This is a genomic window from Pseudoalteromonas denitrificans DSM 6059 (genome assembly GCF_900112265.1).
Classification (GTDB): domain Bacteria; phylum Pseudomonadota; class Gammaproteobacteria; order Enterobacterales; family Alteromonadaceae; genus Pseudoalteromonas; species Pseudoalteromonas denitrificans.
Genome location: NZ_FOLO01000010.1, coordinates 47,009 through 65,362 on the forward strand (window position 1 = coordinate 47,009; position 18,354 = coordinate 65,362).

At 33.7% G+C, this 18,354-nt stretch carries 13 protein-coding genes; 1 reads left to right on the forward strand and 12 read right to left on the reverse strand.

The genetic code is table 11. From position 1 onward, the window contains the following. Positions 1–17: 17 nt before the first annotated feature. On the forward strand, positions 18–854 hold the full coding sequence (gene fghA, locus BM088_RS08800) for an S-formylglutathione hydrolase (protein ID WP_091982869.1): 837 nt from the start codon (positions 18–20) through the stop codon (positions 852–854). A 56-nt stretch (positions 855–910) separates the two neighbouring features. Here the strand turns inward: fghA and glmU are convergent, their stop codons facing one another. From glmU to BM088_RS08855, 12 genes are all read right to left on the reverse strand, one after another. Further along, a complete protein-coding gene (gene glmU / locus BM088_RS08805) occupies positions 911–2,269 on the reverse strand; it encodes a bifunctional UDP-N-acetylglucosamine diphosphorylase/glucosamine-1-phosphate N-acetyltransferase GlmU (protein ID WP_091982871.1) in 1,359 nt (452 codons plus the stop codon). Between the two features lie 280 nt (positions 2,270–2,549). Then, complete coding sequence (locus tag BM088_RS08810) at positions 2,550–4,862, reverse strand: methyl-accepting chemotaxis protein (RefSeq protein WP_091982873.1); 2,313 nt, start codon at positions 4,860–4,862, stop codon at positions 2,550–2,552. Between the two features lie 278 nt (positions 4,863–5,140). Beyond that, the gene (locus tag BM088_RS08815) at positions 5,141–7,537 is read right to left on the reverse strand and encodes an ABC transporter permease (protein WP_091982875.1); all 2,397 of its coding nucleotides are present in this window, start codon (positions 7,535–7,537) and stop codon (positions 5,141–5,143) included. Positions 7,538–7,539: 2 nt separating this feature from the next. Beyond that, positions 7,540–8,241, reverse strand: coding sequence for an ABC transporter ATP-binding protein (locus BM088_RS08820; RefSeq protein WP_091982877.1), 702 nt, complete (start codon positions 8,239–8,241; stop codon positions 7,540–7,542). Between the two features lie 2 nt (positions 8,242–8,243). Next, positions 8,244–9,473 (reverse strand): efflux RND transporter periplasmic adaptor subunit, encoded by a 1,230-nt coding sequence (locus tag BM088_RS08825; RefSeq protein ID WP_091982879.1) that lies wholly within the window; start codon positions 9,471–9,473, stop codon positions 8,244–8,246. A 147-nt stretch (positions 9,474–9,620) separates the two neighbouring features. Further along, a complete protein-coding gene (locus tag BM088_RS08830) occupies positions 9,621–10,265 on the reverse strand; it encodes a phytanoyl-CoA dioxygenase family protein (protein ID WP_091982882.1) in 645 nt (214 codons plus the stop codon). Positions 10,266–10,580: 315 nt separating this feature from the next. Then, the gene (locus BM088_RS08835) at positions 10,581–11,579 is read right to left on the reverse strand and encodes a cupin-like domain-containing protein (RefSeq protein ID WP_091982884.1); all 999 of its coding nucleotides are present in this window, start codon (positions 11,577–11,579) and stop codon (positions 10,581–10,583) included. A gap of 155 nt (positions 11,580–11,734) precedes the next feature. Continuing rightward, a complete protein-coding gene (locus BM088_RS08840) occupies positions 11,735–12,844 on the reverse strand; it encodes a 2,5-dihydroxypyridine 5,6-dioxygenase NicX family protein (protein WP_091982887.1) in 1,110 nt (369 codons plus the stop codon). A 94-nt stretch (positions 12,845–12,938) separates the two neighbouring features. After that, positions 12,939–13,109 carry a hypothetical protein gene (locus tag BM088_RS27175; protein WP_177207991.1) on the reverse strand — a complete coding sequence of 57 codons (171 nt, stop codon included), beginning with the start codon at positions 13,107–13,109 and terminating at the stop codon, positions 12,939–12,941. Positions 13,110–13,472: 363 nt separating this feature from the next. Beyond that, entirely contained in the window at positions 13,473–14,906 is a 1,434-nt protein-coding gene (locus tag BM088_RS08845; protein WP_177207992.1) for a S41 family peptidase, read from the reverse strand. 31 nt (positions 14,907–14,937) lie between these two features. Then, positions 14,938–17,094: a peptidase domain-containing ABC transporter gene (locus BM088_RS08850; RefSeq protein WP_091982892.1), complete on the reverse strand. Its 2,157-nt coding sequence runs from the start codon at positions 17,092–17,094 to the stop codon at positions 14,938–14,940. A gap of 1 nt (position 17,095) precedes the next feature. After that, positions 17,096–18,349 (reverse strand): HlyD family secretion protein, encoded by a 1,254-nt coding sequence (locus BM088_RS08855; protein ID WP_091982895.1) that lies wholly within the window; start codon positions 18,347–18,349, stop codon positions 17,096–17,098. Between the last annotated feature and the right edge of the window lie 5 nt (positions 18,350–18,354).

The window sequence follows — 18,354 nt, forward strand, 5'->3', positions numbered from 1 at the left end:
TTTCAGAGGTTTACAACATGTCATTAAATAATATTAGTTCCAATAAAATCTTTGGTGGTTGGAATAAACAATATACTCATACTTCTACTAGCTTAAATTGCGAAATGCGTTTTGCTATTTATTTACCACCACAAATAGCGCAAGGTAAAAAAGTACCTGTTTTATATTGGTTATCAGGCTTAACCTGCACTGACGAAAACTTTATGCATAAAGCCGGTGCACAGCGTATTGCAGCTGAACTTGGTATGGCGATTGTCGCTCCAGATACTAGCCCTAGAGGTGAAGGTATCGCAGATGACGAAGGTTATGATTTTGGTCAAGGTGCCGGGTTTTACGTAAACGCGACACAAGCCCCATGGAACCGTCATTATCATATGTATGATTATGTCGTGAATGAACTGCCTGAATTAATAGAAACTCACTTTCCAGTAACACAACAACGTGCGATTAGTGGTCACTCTATGGGTGGGCATGGTGCGCTAACGATAGCATTAAAAAATTCTAAAAACTTTAGCTCTGTTTCAGCTTTTAGCCCAATTGTTAACCCTATAAATTGCCCTTGGGGTCAAAAGGCATTTACTGGTTATTTAGGGAAAGACAAAGAAACTTGGCAAGAATACGATGCAACTGTTTTAATGCAAAAATCGGGTGCTAAATTACCCATGCTGGTGGATCAAGGTTCTGAAGATAACTTTTTAGTTGAGCAACTCAAACCTGAAGCTTTAGTCGAAGCAGCTAAAACAGTAAATTATCCATTAGAGATTAGAATGCAACCTGGTTTTGATCATAGCTACTTTTTTATAGCCAGTTTTATTGAAGACCATTTACGCTTTCATGCTAAATATTTTATTTAAAAATAGAAACATAAAAAAACCTCGCATTCTCGAGGTTTTTTTATGTTTTACATATGCTATTTTTTAACTGGCCGTTTCCAACCATCTAAATTACGCTGCTTGCCACGAGCAATAGCTAATTGATTATCAGCAACAACGCCTGTGATAACAGAACCAGCGCCTACCGTTGCTTTTTCACCAATTTCAACTGGAGCAACTAAAGAAGAGTTAGAACCAATAAATGCACCATCTTTAATCACTGTTTTTGATTTATTTACACCATCATAATTACAAGTAATAGTGCCAGCACCAACATTTACTTTTTCACCAATTTGCGCATCACCTAAATAACTGAAGTGATTAGCTTTAGAACCCTTTCCTAAGCGAGACTTTTTCATCTCAACAAAATTACCAATATGAGAGTTTTCAGCCATTTCTGCTCCAGGGCGTAATCTGGCAAATGGTCCTAAGGTACAAGCCGGGCCTACAATGGCATCTTCAATTAAAGTATTCGCTTTAATGATTGCCCCTTCACCTATTTCACAGTTTTTAAGCACACAGTTAGGACCAATTTTTACATTGTCGCCTAATGTTACTTTACCTTCGAAAATAACATTTACATCAACTAATACATCTTGCCCCGTGTGTACTTCACCCCGTATATCAATTCGTGCGGGATCTGCCAGTGTTGCACCTGATAGCATTAAATCTTGAGCTTGCCATTTTTGATACGCACGCTCTAAATTAGCAAGTTGAACACGGTTATTAGCCCCTTCAACTTCCATAATATCGCTTGGCTGAGCCGAAGTAATTTCAATTCCTTCAGCATATGCCATAGCAACAATATCAGTTAAATAATATTCACCTTGGCTATTATTATTTGATAAGTTTTCCAACCAACTTTTAAGTAAACCACCATTTACGGCCATGATGCCTGTATTTATTTCACATATGCTTTTTTGGTGATCATTTGCATCTTTTTCTTCAACAATGCCAATAATTTTGCCTTCACTACGTTCAATTCGACCATAACCAGAAGGATTGGGTAATTCAACAGTTAAAATTGCCAAGCCTTTTTCAGGTAAGACATTCAGCAAAGCTTCAAGTGTTGATTTACGAGTAAGCGGAACATCACCATATAAAATCAGAACAGTATCATCATCAGCTATAAAATCAGTTGCAACAGCAACTGCATGGCCAGTGCCTAATTGTTTATCCTGTAAAACCCAGTTTAAGCCTTCATTTTGAATCGTACTTTTTAATAATTCTCCACCATGGCCGTAAACTAAATTTGTTTTAGTTGCACCTAGTTCACGAGCTTTATCAATAACATGTTCAACCATAGCTTTACCCGCTATTGGGTGTAAAACTTTTGGTAAAGCAGAACGCATACGAGTGCCTTTACCTGCAGCTAAAATAACGGTAGTCAGAGACATTAAAACAATTTCCTTCTTACTTTGTTTTATAAAATTAATTGATTTTTCACTTTCTGGTATTTTTTATTAGTAGAGATAAAAATAAATAATTCCCTTTTATCCTATCCATAGGCATAAAAAGATAACAAAAATACTTACAGTGAAAATTTAAGGGGAGATATTTTAGCGTTTATTTGAGCAATTTATAAGTAAAACTTTAATAAAAAATAAACCGCTCAATACATTTTAGGTGACTCAGCACCTCAAATACATTTAAGCGGTTTGAATAAGAACAAAAAATTTAAGCTATCTTAAAGCGACCAACAAGAGAAGATAAATTATTTGCATACTGATTAAGCTCTTCTGAAGAAGCTTTCACTTGCTCAGTTATTGCTGCATTAGATTGCGCATAATCATCTATGGTACAAATGCTTTCACTAACAGAGTCAGCTGCAAATTTTTGTTGGTTTGCAGCTGTAGCGATTGTTGCATTCATTTCTGACAAGCTTTCAATCACATCAGCAACATCGGTAAGTTTATTTCTGACCTGAGAGACTAAATCTATTCCTGAATGTGCCATAGATGCTGCATTATCCATTGAACTAACAGCCTTTCCTGCTGCAGACTCCAGTGCATTCATGCGGTTTTGAACTTCAACGGTACTTTGCTGTGTTCTTGCAGCTAAACACCTTACTTCATCTGCGACAACAGAAAACCCTCGACCATGCTCACCTGCTCTGGCTGCTTCAATCGCAGCATTGAGTGCTAATAAATTGGTTTGCTCAGCAATTTCATCAATTACACGCAAAATCACTTTTATTTCATCGACCTCACCACTTAGCATAGAGATAACACTGGATGCAGACTCAACACCATTTACTAGTTTATCAATTTGTATTCTGGCATCTTCGGCAAAATTAGCGCTTTGCTTAGAAATTGTATCGGCATTTTCCGATGTTTTAGATGATTGATCAGTATTATTTGCGACCTCTTTAATAGACATATGAAACTCTTCAACCGCTGCCGCTACCATTTCTGTTTGCATTTTTTGCTGAGATGCAGCATCCATAGCAACAACGGTACTGCCTTTCAATTGAGTTGAAGATGCAGCCATACACTCTGAAGTTTGTTTTAATTCTATAACCAAATCTTTAATAAATTCATTAAAAACATTAAAAGCTTTTCCTAACTCACCAATTTCATCATCACGCTTAGCTTCTTCTAATTGCTGTGTTAAATCGGCACCACCTGTTGCGATCGCCTTTAGGTTTTCAATAAGATGATTTAACGGAGTTGTTAAACTGCGAGCAAAGTATAAACCAGCACATAATGAAACAACGACAAAACCAATCGTAATATAAAGCGATATATCAAACATCTTTGCTTCTAATAAATATGCTTGCTGCAAAGCTTCAGCTTTATCTATTTCACTTAGTATTACCCAGTTTTTTCCACCGACTTTAAGTGGTGCATAAGCCGAAAAGACAGGCTCTCCCCTATAATCTAAATACTCTTCAAAGCCAGCCTTTCCTTTAAGCCCCTCACTAACTCCTTTAGTATTAATTTTTTGTAATCCGATTGAGGTATTTTTAGCATCAATAATATTAGCTTCAACCGCTTGACCACTTTGTTTTAAGGCTTGAATATATGCCGCTTTATTTTCAATCAAAAATCGACTTTGATTACGCATAGTCTGATCTGAACCAACCAAATAAGTCTCACCAGATGCACCAAAACCCACTTCAGACCACTTTCCATAGCTAGTCATAATGGCATTTATATTATGAATGGGCATTTGAAAAATCAGCACTGCAACTTTCTCACCATTTTCAAAAATAGGAGACGCTATAAAAGCGGCAGGGTCTAAATAAGAAGGTAAATATGGAGAAAAATCAGTTTGATATACCTGATCAGCTTGCGTAAATGAATTGGCAACTTTAAATGCCTGAGCAAGCTCTGTATTAGCATAAGGCCCTGTTAATAAGGATGTTGCATAATCCAACTCTTTAAAAACAGAATAAACAATATGCCCTGTATTGGGCTCAACTACAAAAATATCATAATAACCAAACTTATTAAGATAATTTCTAAATGCACCATGATACTTATCGTGTGCATTTGAATAATCAGAATTATCAGTGGCTTTAAATAAACTATCTTTCGATCCCAATGGGCTCTTATTTTTAGCAATATATTGCTCTTGCCAATGAAACGCCTCTTTTGACATTAAACCCAATATTGAAGGTATTTCAGCATTCGTTTGTTGGTTGCGTTTTTTATATTCAGAGTTAAATTGATTAAAATAATATTGGGTTAATTTTTTACTTGGCTCAGTGATAGTTGTTTTATAAAAACTATCATTAAAAGATTTTGCAGCCTCTACAACCATTAAATTATTTGAATATGTAGTGACTTGATTTTCTATAGTTTGAAAATACTCTTGTATTTGTTGCTTTTTTTGCTCCCTAGCTGCAACTAAAGCCTGTTTTTTTTCTCCTTCTAATGACTTAAATAAACTATCAATTGATGTATTACTTAAAATACTCGCTAATAAAATAAGCGGTATTATTGCAATTGATGACATCATCAATAACAACTTAGTCCTGATTTTCATAACATCTATCCTTGTCCATGTTTAAAAAATAAACCTACGGGGTCAAGTATGGATATAAAAATAAGGTTTTATCAAAGTTAACAAGTTGAGTAATTTTCATACAAAAACGTTTTTCAACATACGTTACTGATAACTATTCAATTAATTGAAAAATTATTATTTAATTTATTTTCTTTTGATTTATCAAATATTTTTAGTATTTTTACTCTTTAATTACAAATTTTAAACCTGTATCAAAGCCTAAAAATCAAATAGATTGATATGTCCGAAATAAAAAACTATTCATTTCTTAAAGCTTTGATTGGGTCTTTTGCAAGTATTTTTTGTATGGGAAAGTAACTCACTAACAAAGATAAAATACAAAAACTAATTAAAATTGCCGCGATTAGAAACCATTCGGGATTAACATTTAAATCAGGTAAAGTTTTACTATAACCAATGCTCATAAAAATTAATGAGAACGAAAAAAAGATGCTCATCGCAATTGGTTTCATTAACTCTGTTAAGCCCTCTTTCAATAAACGTTTATGGCATGCTCCCATAGCGAGTTTTACACCTAAATCATAACGACGAACATTAACCATATAATTCACTATGCCATTGACTCCGATGCACACCATAACCAGAGAAACTGAAGCCAATAAAATTGAAATCCAAGCCGCGGCCATGTGTCGTTTTCTTTTATGATTAAACTGATCTTTGAGTGTTATTAAGTTAGCAACATCTAATCTAGTATCAACTTTTTTTACCATATCAACAATATGAGGTTCTAGCTCATCATTATTATCAGACGTTATTAAAAATGAACTCATTCGCCTGCCAGCATAACTTTGAGGTGTATATACCTCAAAACGTTCAGATTCAACTTCACCTGGAACATAGGTATTAGCCACAACACCAATTACAGGATGAAATATCTTACCGTCAATACTTATTTTTTTATTTATAACATCAAATGTATTATTCGCTATCTTATCCGCCAAGCGTTGATTCACGATCACAGGGTAATTTTTAAGTTCACTATCCCCTGGTTTAAATAATTCACCTCTAATATTTAAATTTAAATCTTGTAAATAGCCAGAGCTAATTGCTATCTTTCTCGTCTGTGCAATATATTGATTATTTTCATCATAAACTTGTTGCAAATTAAGCCCTTCAGGCAATCTAGGTTCTGAACTCAGTTCAATTCTTTTTACTGAACTGAGCTGAGCTAACTGAGCAGTTAAAGATTTATGTATATTGTTACGTTCTGATTTTTTTTTGATTTGAGAATAGTTTATTGTAAGAGACCATTTATCTTTAGTATCCAAGCCATTATCTCTTAATGCTTCAGATAGAGTTAAAAATACGACATGGCAAGCAGCCACCAAAACAACAAATGAGAAAGCAATTTGTAAACCTATTAATAAATGGCTCGTTCCCGCACTCATTTGTTTACCAACCCCTTTACCACTACTTTGTAAACTAGTTGTAAGGTTTTTTTCATTAACGACTTTTAACTCAACATATGAATAAATCAAAGCAATCAAAGCGGCTATAAAAAAAGAAAAAACTAAGGTATTAAAACTGATAGATAAAGTATCTAATCGCTGAATAGAATCTGTGGCGAGAACTTCAATAGCTGTAAAACCAATACTTGTTAACAATAATGCTAAAATAACAGCAATGCTCACAACTAACATATTATGCTTAAATGAATCGATTAATATTTGCTTATTACTTGCGCCAAAAGCAAAACTAATCGCAAGAGTTTTAATTTTAGCAACTGCACGAGCCAGCTGCATTCCAGTTAAATTAATTAATGCAATAATCATTAACAGTAGTACTCCAAACAACAGCATAATCACAATATAAGTACTATCACCTTGCAAAGCTTTTCTAATTGAAATCGCTTTAGTGCTAACGGTAAACTCTTTCAATATTTTAGGGAGGTATAACTCAGCTCCTCGAGTGGTAAGCTTTATAAGTTCTTCATCGTATCCAAGTAAATCTTTACTCGGTTTTAGTCTTGCTATGCCTTTAAGATCACCCATAATTCCTTTTGATGTTTTAGGATTGTAGGTTTCATCCATGTCCATGGGGATCCATAGTGCATTATTAATGTTGTTATAATGTGGTAAAACCAAATTATCTGGCGCAACACCTATTACAGTAAATCGACGTTGATTCAGTTGAATTTTTTGACCAACAATATTTTTATTTCCTTGATATTGTGTTTGCCATACTCGATAACCTAAAATCACTGAGGCTTGTTTATTGCCAGATGCTTCCGTTTTATTAAATAAGCGTCCGAGTTCAGGTTCAACTCCTAATAAAGTAAATAAATTACTTGAAGCAAGTATCACTTTTAGCTCAGGTCTTTGTGTTTTGTCATACAATTTATAATCGGTCCAGCGGTGGTAACTAGCAACGTCTGTGAAAATCGAATTGTGTTTTTTTATATACATTAAAAACTTTGGATTGGTGCCATCAAACTCACCTGCAGGCAAATGTATTTTCCCTTCTAACAAGTACACATTTTCAGAGTCTTCATATGGAAGGGGCGCAAAAAAAACTAAATCAACAAGACTAAAAACACTTAGTACCATAGACAGGCTAATTGCCAACGTCAAAATCATCGTTAAATAATATTGTTTTGCTTGCTTAAAAATACGAATTGCTGAGTGAAGTAGCATTCTTATGCAACCTCATTTTGCAATTTTTCTGATGATACAATTAAGCCATCGTGTAATTTTATATTCCTCTGAGCCATATCAGCATATCGAGGATCATGTGTTACAAGCACGATTGTTGTTCCTTGCTTATTTAAATCCTTTAATAACGCCATCACCGCGTCGCCATTTTTAGAATCTAAATTACCAGTAGGTTCATCGACTAATATAACACCTGAATCCCCCGCTAAAGCACGCGCAATTGAGACTCTTTGCTGTTGTCCACCAGATAATTGAGATGGAAATAAATCAGCCTTATCAGCCAACTCAACTTTCTCTAAGCATTTTAGAGCTTGTGCATAGCGTTTCTTCAAACTATCGCCTCGATATTTAAGAGGCAAGGCAACATTTTCTAGAACTGAATACTCATCAATTAAGTTAAATGACTGAAATACAAAACCAATGCGACTTCCACGGATCTTAGCTCTTTGCTCTGCATTCATATCTGATACGAGTAAGCCATCAACATAATACTCTCCACTTTCAGCTGTATCTAATAAACCCATTATATTTAACAAAGTCGATTTACCACAGCCAGAAGCCCCAGAAATAGAAACAAATTCACCTTCATAAATAACAAAGCTGATACCTTTTAAAACCCTATTTAATTGGTCGCCGGAGGTAAATGATTTGATCATATTTTTTATTTTTAATACTTCATGATTCATCTTTAGCTACCTAACATTATGTGTTTTGTATCTTCTTCAATTTCAAGTTTAGATGTAATAACTTGATCTCCAGTCTGTAGACCATAAAGAACCTGAATAAGCTGGCCTGAAATTTTTCCAAATTGAACTTTTACTCGCGAAGCTTGATTATCATCAATGAGTTTAAATAAAAAGGCGCTAGAATTTTCATTAACTCCGGTAGGTGTTTTAATATAATGAACACCCTTTTTAACATCGGCAATAATAATAGCGTCAACTAATTGCATCGGTTTGACACCTTCATTAATACTATTAACCAATTGGATATCAACCTGAACAGCCCCTTCTATTACGACAGGATCAACTCGAATAACGCGACCTTTTATTTGACCATTTACTGTATTAATCTCAGCTGACATGCCCGCAATTACCATATGAGCTTGCAGTTGAGGCACTTTTATTTCAGCGACTAAAGGAGATAAACTGCCAATTAATGCTAATTCAGTTCCTGTAGCAACACTTTGCCCCAAATTTAATGATGCTCTTTGAATAATTCCTTTCATACCAGCCTTAACCGAAAGTTGTTCAAACGTGTATTTAGCAACATCAAATTCCTCTTGGGATTGAGCAATTAAATCATCTTGAATAGAAAGCGCTTCTTTATGTACAGCAGTTAATTTAACTAACTTGTTTTTTTCAAGTTTTACTCTTTTTATGAGTTGTTTAGCTCTTAATTCATTTCGCTTAGCACTAATGCCTGAAACGATTCCTGATTTAGCTAACGTACGTTCGGCCTCAACTTGCAACATCGATATTTCAGCTTCAGATTCTAGTTCAGATAAACTAGATTCATTATTCAACATTTCTCTTTGCTGCTGTAAAACAGCTTGACGCTTTTGTGTTTTACTATTTTGCAACTTAGCCAGTGCTTGGCGAAGATCACCTTCTAACTTAGAGTTTTTTAAAGTCATAATCACAGTATTGGCATTAACAGCTGCACCTGCTTTCAGTTTAATTTCATCAACAACAGCATTACTCGTAGCTGTCAATAAACGTTTATTAAGTGACTGTAAAGTACCATAACCTTCTATTTTCATTGAAAAATCACCAGTTTCAACTTTTACGATAGTAACTGAATCTTTTGCTATATATTTGATAGCATTGGAATATCCAAGATACCAACCAGTGATTAACATTAAAATTGAAGCAGCAAATAGCGCTCTATAAACAAAACGAGATGTATTATTTCTCAAAGGTATAACTTCCTTAGTTATAAGGTTAAAGCACTTTAACAAACAATTAAAAAAGGTACAAAAATAACTCAAAAAACTAAAAAGTTGAGCTCAATATTAAACTTATGAGCTTCATAACTCTTAAACTAAAAGTGAAATAAATTGTTTTTATGTAGAAGTCGTGCCTTTGTATTCAGAATATGGCCATTGCATTTCACAAGGAAATTGAGAGCATAACTCTAAATGTAAAACGCGCCTTTGGGATGGTTGTGAACCAATATCTGAACCATGGATCACATGAGAGCGCATAACTAAAGCAGAGCCAGCAGGCCCTTCACAATAAACTTGAGGGTTTTCAGCTGTATATTCATTTATTTCTGATGGACTTAACAAACCTATTTTATGTGTATTTGGCATAACTTTCATACAGCCATTTTTTTCATCAGTATCATCTAAATGTATACATATAGTGATCATTTTATTGATCCATTCAGCTGGTAACTGCTTAACATCTTGGTTATCAATTGTCATCGCTCTGTCTTGATGCCAACCGATAGCCCAATTATTATCCTCTGTTTTATTAAAAACAATAGCACGCTTTATTTCGACATCACCATCTAAAAATTTTTGTGCTTTTTCAATAAACTCAGGACTTGAAACATAATTATTAACAGCCAACAGTGTTTTTTCTGCATGCCCAATTCCATATCTATCTTTTATTTTTTCATGCAACTCTATGTCACGATTAATAGCTTCAATAGATTCCTGGCAAATAAAATTATCTATAATTTGATAACCATGTTCTGACAACATCACAAGCTTTATTCCTAATTAAATTAGATTATTAGTTCACTGATATTTTCATAGAGAATATTCTTGTTAAAACCTTTTTATTGATATCCTTTCAATAAAATAGTTTTAACAAGAACCAAAACAGATCAGTAATTTTTTTATTTTTATAGCGTAACCATATCAAAGAGAGTTAAAGTTAAACAACTTTTTAGGGACGTATGGCTGAATCTAGATCAATTATGGCTGAATTTTTAACTTAGATATCAATTACATTTTTAATTTATGAAACAATAAGTTAAATTAATTTGAAAAATGCGACTCCAGATTTCTTTATATCTATTTCAAACTATTCAGTAGGTCAGCTTTTAATTTTTTCACTGAGTTTTTATCTAATTTTTTTAATATACCTTTTTGATGATCCGGAATGTGATTGTAATTATCTTCATCATTATCAAAAACATAGTGTTTAAATAATTCAAACCATGATTCACGCTGCCCTTTAGGTAAATCTTTAATCGTCATTAAACTATGCTTAAAAGCGCTGTAAGGTGAACCTATATATTTAGCTTGCTGGTTCCACCAGTAATTAACCAATATATTTAAAGTTTCTAATCCTTCAACTTGATGCCACCACATACTAGGTATAAATATAGCGTCACCGGGTTCTAATTCAGCAATTTGTGCATGTTCTAATGCCGTTTTAAAATTTGGATACTTATCATAATCAGGGGCATCAAAGTCCACTAAACTCATAGATCGTCCACCAGGACCATTGTTTAAACCACCAATATAAAGGTTTTTAATTTGTGCTGGTGGAAATAATGTAAATCGCCTTTTTCCTGCCACAACACACGCAATATTGTCAGGTTCATCATAATGCGCTGCAACCCTTGTTTGATTACCAATCCAAATACTCGTTGTTGATTCTGTTCCAGGAATTACCAGATCATTAATATCTTTAAACCCAGGTAAACATGATTCGATAGCCGTTGACCCTATATAAAAAGCAGGAGGAGTATCATCTTTTTGATATTTTTGTATATTATCTAAAATTGTAGTGAGTTTGGTACGAGTATGAGTAAAGTTAAAACCGTTATTATCTTTATTATAAAAAAAACGCCCCTTGATATCAGGCTCACCAATAAGTGCATCTAAATCTGCATTTTTATAAAAAAAATTTAAATACTGAACAGTTTCGACTACTGATTTATTACAGGCCTTCACAGCAGGCCAGTTTTTAACTAAACCTTTAAGGAGAATAGGCTCTTCTGAAAGAGTTATATATTCACTAATTTCATCTGGCTGGCAATTTTCAACTATTTTTATGTTTTTCATACAACAACTTAACGTTATAAAAATAAGGAAGGGTATCGTTATTTGTTCAATTTTATAATTTAGTCACAATGAACAAACCCTTTATTATAAATTACAAAAAGTGAGGCTCTGAAAATTAATATCCAGTACCCCACATTAAATTTATAAAATAGGCTTTATTTTGTAGGGCAAATTACACCACAACAATCATCACTATCAGCTTTAGTACCAGGAGCAAACACATCTTCATCGTAAAGACGTTCAGGATGTGCATTCACAGAAGGTTTTATATTTTCCATGTCTATCGGTTCAGGATCATCATCAATCCAAACTAAACCACCTTTAGCAATTAAATCCATATGAACGTCACAATGATAATCAATTATTCCTCCTTGATTATGCTGACCAAAACCTAAATGGATCCCAGGTCTGCGCTCATTAACATGCGAGTTTTCAGGAACAGCAATATCAACACCATAATTAGTGCCAAAACCTAATTCACCAACATTTTTAGCATTTTCTTTATTAAAGCTTTTATCAATGATTTCGTAAATATCAGGGTTATCACAGTGATAACTAATCACTTTATTGTCTTTTATTTCTATCGTTACCGGGCACTCATTTAGACGCGTATCAATTTTAGTAATCATATTAATATGCAAAGCAAAATTTGCGACTAATGTACCGCTTATTTTTCCAGGGTACGTAGCAACTTCACCTGCTGGTAATATAAGAAAATTCCCTGGTCTAAATATACCTCTGTTACTTATCCATCTATGCTCTTTACTTAATTCAATATGAAGGTCTGAGCCACTTTCACTGGTTAGATGTAAATGCTTAGCGCCCATACAACGCTCTAAAATAGTTGTATTTCTTGCTGAAAGCTCTTGAGGGTCGGCTTGAATACCATAATTAAAGAAACCATATGCTTCACTCATAGCACGAACAATAATACATTTATCATCGGGATACTGTTTCATCGCTTCTCTTAGCTCAGTCGTATTTGACATAGTATCGCGTTCTAATGTGATAATAACGAGCTTGCCTTTTAGGCTATTAACTTTAGGTAAAATTGATTCAAGTTTAGCTGAGAATTCATTATCGGTAAGGGGTTTTGTTCTGACTAGCTTCGCTGAGATCCCTCTTTGTTCTAACGCTGTAGAAATCCAACCTGTTGCTTCTATAGAATCAGGAGCATATACAATAACTACGACATCTTCTTTTTCAACATGTGCATAGTTATCTAGTAATATATTGACCCCGTCCCAAAGTTTTTGATTTAGCATGTGTGAGATACCCTTTTCTTGCCGATATTATTATTGATTTATTCAAAAAACGTATAACAAACAAGGTTCCGAGGAACCTTGTTATGCTTTCAGCTTATACTGGCGAAGACGCAGTACTGTAGCTGATGCTCCAAGAAACTTGGTCTTGCTCTTGAGCGCCACCAGCAACATCTTCAAGAAGATCTGAACTTTCTGTTTCATTAAGGTCTTGAATTACTTCTGCTGCTTTTTTTGCTTGCTCTGCTGTAAGTGTTTTATTAGTCATTATTTTTTACCTTTAAAATAATTTGATATGAATTTCTTCTTAAATGAAGAAAAGAAGTACTAAAACGTTATTAAGAACGACATTTCAGGTACATCTAAATAGTACAAGAAACAAAATTCTTATCGAATCAAATTAAAGCCAAACATGGGAAGATATCAGACAAGATAACAAAAATTATGATTTAGATTCAGAAAAAATATTAATATTTATTGTAGGCCAAACTATCAGGAATAATTGATGTTATAAATTGAGAAATCACAAGAAAATTAACAAAGATTAATTACTTAGTGAACAATAAAAAAGCCGCTAATTTTATTAAAATTAGCGGCTTTTTAAAATATAACAGCTTATTATTCTAAGTGATTATTTAGATGCAATGAGTGAGGTTTTACCACTTTTATCTTTTAAATATTGAATAGCCACATTTAAAACAAGATCTTTTTTGGTTAAATAATAAGACATTTTACGTTCTACATTTATATCTGGTTCTATGCCAAAACCCACAAAATCACGGCCATCTGCATAAGTATCACGTTTCGTACAAATTTTAGCCGTTCCATTACCTGGTAAGTCAATTATTAATGGCTGTCCTGTACTACCAAATGTAGGCTCACCTATTGTTGTGAAATGTTCAGCTCCACTGGCATAAATTAAGAAGTTTTCAGCTGAACTTGAGGTATTTCGACCAATAAGTATCGCTGTTGGCACAACTATTTTATCTAGTTTATTTACATCATCAGAAGATATAATATCTGGGTCTAACTCAGTCCAAGCTTGATCAAGAAAATAAGACTCATACTTCTTAGCCCAAGTATAGTTTTGAGCAAATTTACCCCATGCTTTAAATGTCGCATTGTGGATGCGCATTTTACTTTTTGCGCCAGTCAAATCATGAAATGTTAGATATTTAAGTATATCTTCAACTATCATAGTATTGCCGCCACGATTAAAACGTAAATCTAAAATGAGCCCTTTAGCAGATTGCATTTTTGGTATTAATTTTTTAAATTTATCAACAAGTTCAATATCATTAAAATTATTCAAAGCAATATAAACAACATCTTTATCAAGAAAACGAACCGAAATAGCTTCTTTATTTTCTATTTCTTTACGTGCGACTCCCTCAGAAGAATGCCAGGTTATTTTATTAGCAGCTAAATCTCGTTTTAGCTGTACATTTTTAATACTTGCATCTGGAAGCTGAAGTTTAATATCAACAATACTTCCCGGTTTTCCAGCTAATAATCCATAGCCATGGCTTTTGTTTCCCTTAATCGCCCAATCAAGCCTAATGTGATCTGTAGAGCTACTGATATACGGAAAAACATCTGTTTTTAATACATCTAATGTTTTTAGTCCATCAACTTCTAGTACAATTGAGCCTAAAGGAATTTGTTGTTTATATTTGTCTTCTACGGCAATAACAATCGCCATACCTTCAGCTTCAGCTAATTTAACTCTAGGAAAATCAACATATTGATTTACTAGCGATTCAGGGATCTTAATATAAGTCATGCCATCATTAAGTTTTGCGGCAAACTTGCTCATTACTCTATAGTATTCAAAGTTATTTTTTGTCGCTTTTACTTTTGGAATATACGATAAATAAGTGGCATCCCAATCTAAATCTTCTACCTGATCGAAATATGCAAAATTATAGCTAACCTCTTTCCAAAATAGAGAAAGACCATAAATTTTTTCTTCACTGGTTAAATTATTGCCTGAACTTGCATGAGACAGTCCAAAAAAATTACTTATCAAAAATATTGTCAGCAATAACATTTTTACTTTATTCATGAAAAACATCCTCAAATATGAGTTATATATATTATTTAACAATCTTCAATTTAGAATGAGTACTTTCTGATTCTGGCTTAATTTGGTGATCGTCATTATTTAACTTACTCAGATCTATGATCCGATCAGCCATATTAATTGTTTCTTGCCTGTGTGAGATCATTATGCGTGTTATGCCCATATTTTTAAGAGCAATGTTAATTTGCCTTTCAGTTTGAGTATCCAATGCACTACTTGCTTCATCTAAGAAAAGTATCTTTGGATCTTTATATAGGGCTCTTGCTATCAAAATTCGCTGAACTTGTCCCCCTGAAAGTGTACTGCCCATATCACCTGCCAAAGAGTGAAATCCCATTGGCATAGCCGTAATATCGTCATAAATAAATGCATTTTTTGCGACGGCTTCTAGCCTCTCCATATCTTGTTCAATGGAAAAAAAGCTAATATTGTCACCCAAAGAACCTGATAACAGATCATCACCTTGCATTACAGCAGACGTAACATTTCTATAGTTGCTCAGCCCTATTTGTAAAATATCTTTACCATCAAGCAAAACAGAACCTGTAGAAGGTGGCAATAAACCCATTATTATTTTCATTAATGTTGTTTTACCAAACCCTGAAGGTGCTATTAATGCAACACATTCACCAGACTTAATAGTTAATGATAGATTTTCAAATATATAAGGTTCATTGTCGTTGTACCTATATGAAACATTTTTAAGTTCAATTTTACCTTCAACACGCTCTAATTCAGGATGCTCTGTTTCAAGTGCAGATTCTTGCTCTTCTAATGCAATATCAGCAATTCGACTTAAATGTAACCCCATCATTCGCCACTCGAATAATTTTTCGATCAGTATTTGTGCACTTGTAGTGAATTGCTGTCTATAAGCTAAAAACGCAAATAATATACCTACAGTCATATCTCCATCGAGAATTAAATAAGCGCCAATCCAAATTAATAGTACGTATTCCATGCCATGTAATAATTCTTTAAATGTGACATAAGCGATTGTTAACTTTCCTAACTTTATGTCTGCATTCATCCAATCTGCATTAGCATTTTCAAGTTTTGACTGACGAATTGCTTCACCACTGAAAATTTTAACCGGTTGAACCGATCTAACCGATTCATAAAATAAGCTATCTGAAACAGCCTTTAACTGTAATTTTTCCTTAGTGTGATTACGCATGGGCTGAAACAAAGCAAATCTTGAAATAGTATAAAAAATGAATGCCGTTGTTGTCAGTAATGCTAACTGAGGAGAAAATACATACATCATGATCAAAGTGATAATAGCCATCATGCCATCAACGATCCCCTCAACAAAACCACCACTTAATAATTGTTTTATATACTCTAAAGAGTTAAATCTTGAAGTAATATCGCCGATAAAACGCTTACCAAACCAAGACATGGGGAGTCTTAACATATGCCTAAATAAATTAGATACTAACTGTATTCCCAGTGTTGTTCTTAGATAAACCACAACCCATGAGCGTATAGCTTGAGTAGCAACTTTAAGTAATAACAACAAAGAAAACCCTAACCCTAATACAAATAGAAATCGCCGGTCATCTGTGATTACAACATTGTCTACCACTAACTGAATAAAATAAGGCGCTAACAAAGCAAGAAACTGTAATACCAAAGATAAAACAATAACTTGTGCTAGACTACGTTTTAATCCTGTAATACTTTTCCATAAAACCCCTAAACCTAACTTTAATTCCTCATCTTTTTCTATAAAATCATCTGTTGGTCGAATTTCCATTGCAATGCCTGTAAATGACTTTGAAGCCACTTCCATTGAAATAAAAACCTCCCCTTTAGCTGGATCATTAATGATTATACCGTTACGTTTCACAGCTTTTAAAACAACAAAATGATTTAGATCCCAATGTAAAATTACTGGTGTATTAAGACTTTTTAATTGATTAAGCTCGACTTTTAGCGCACGCCCAGTCATTTTTAACTGAGCAGCTATATTAACAAGCTGCTTAAGTGTTGCACCTTTCAAACTGATAGGGTATTTACGCCTTAAACTAAATAAATCAATTTTATGCCCATAATAATTAGCAATCATACAAATACAGGTTAATCCACATTCAGCGGCTTCACTTTGTAAAAGAACAGGAAGCTTTTTCTTATTGCTAAAGCTCAGCTTATTTATCACGTTATCCATACTAATTCCTGCTGATTAAAGAAATAACTGGTTCAAAAATCCAGCCAAACATGGTTCGAGTATCACCAATAACATCAGCATCAAGTAGCATACCTGTTTGCAAATGGATTGCTTTTTTATTATTAATTCCAATATTTTGATTTTTAAGTGCCACTGTCGCTTTATATGATGGACCTTGAACTAAATCTTCGACTTCTGCTTGAAATGGCTTTATGAGTGTTTTTGAAATACTCGAAATCTCACCTTCGAATAAACCAAATTTTTGATAAGGGAATGCATGGTATTTTAGGTTTATGGCCTGACCGACTTCCATTTGTCCTATCGCACTAGTTGGAATATATATTTCTGCTACCAGCAGGTCATCTTCTGGTAACAAAACCATCAAAGGTTTATTAATTTCAACAAAGTGACCCTGTCTATACAAAACATTAGCAACAATTCCTGAATTAGGTGCATTGATAATATAAAACTGCTGAGATTCTATATTTGCCAAATCGCGCTCTAAGTCAGCCACACTTTGCTGGTAGCCTACTATCATAGACTTACCCTGTAGCTTTATATTTCTTTTTGTTTTTTCAGATGTTTCTGCTTGATCTATCAGCTCTATACGGCTTCGAACAAGAGACTTTAAAGCTAATCTAGCCTCAAGAACTTGAGCATATTTAGCGTTGTACTCTACTTGAGATGCTTGTTGTGATGCCTTTAATTTTGAAATTATCGATAATTCAGAACGCAATAACTTCATATAATCTTTTTTTATTTCTATTTCTTCAACTGTTTGAACTGCTTTTTTTCTGTAAGTAGCAACAGCCCTTGTTATATCTTCAACTTCAAGTTTATTAAGCTCTTGTTGATAGTTTATTTTTTTATTAATAAGCGCAATGCTACCTGTAATACTGTCTATTAATTTATTATTAACTGAACCATCCTTTCCTTGTTTATCAGTTCTTATTTTATAAATAGGATCCCCTTGTTTAACGACAGCACCTTCTTTGATATACATCTGCTCAATAACCCCAGGTTGATAGGCCATAATTTCGGTATCACCTGCATAACTTTTTAAAACGCCTTTAACGGGTATAGAGCGTGTGTACTCACCAAAAGATAAAAATAACAAGACCATGAATAAAATACATAATATAAAACCCATAATTACACTAAAGCTGACAGGCCTGATCAATATAACTTCGCCATGTCTTGCAGTCATCGCTTCTATAACTTCTGTTCTAAATATTTGTCGTTTCTTTTTAACCATTATTT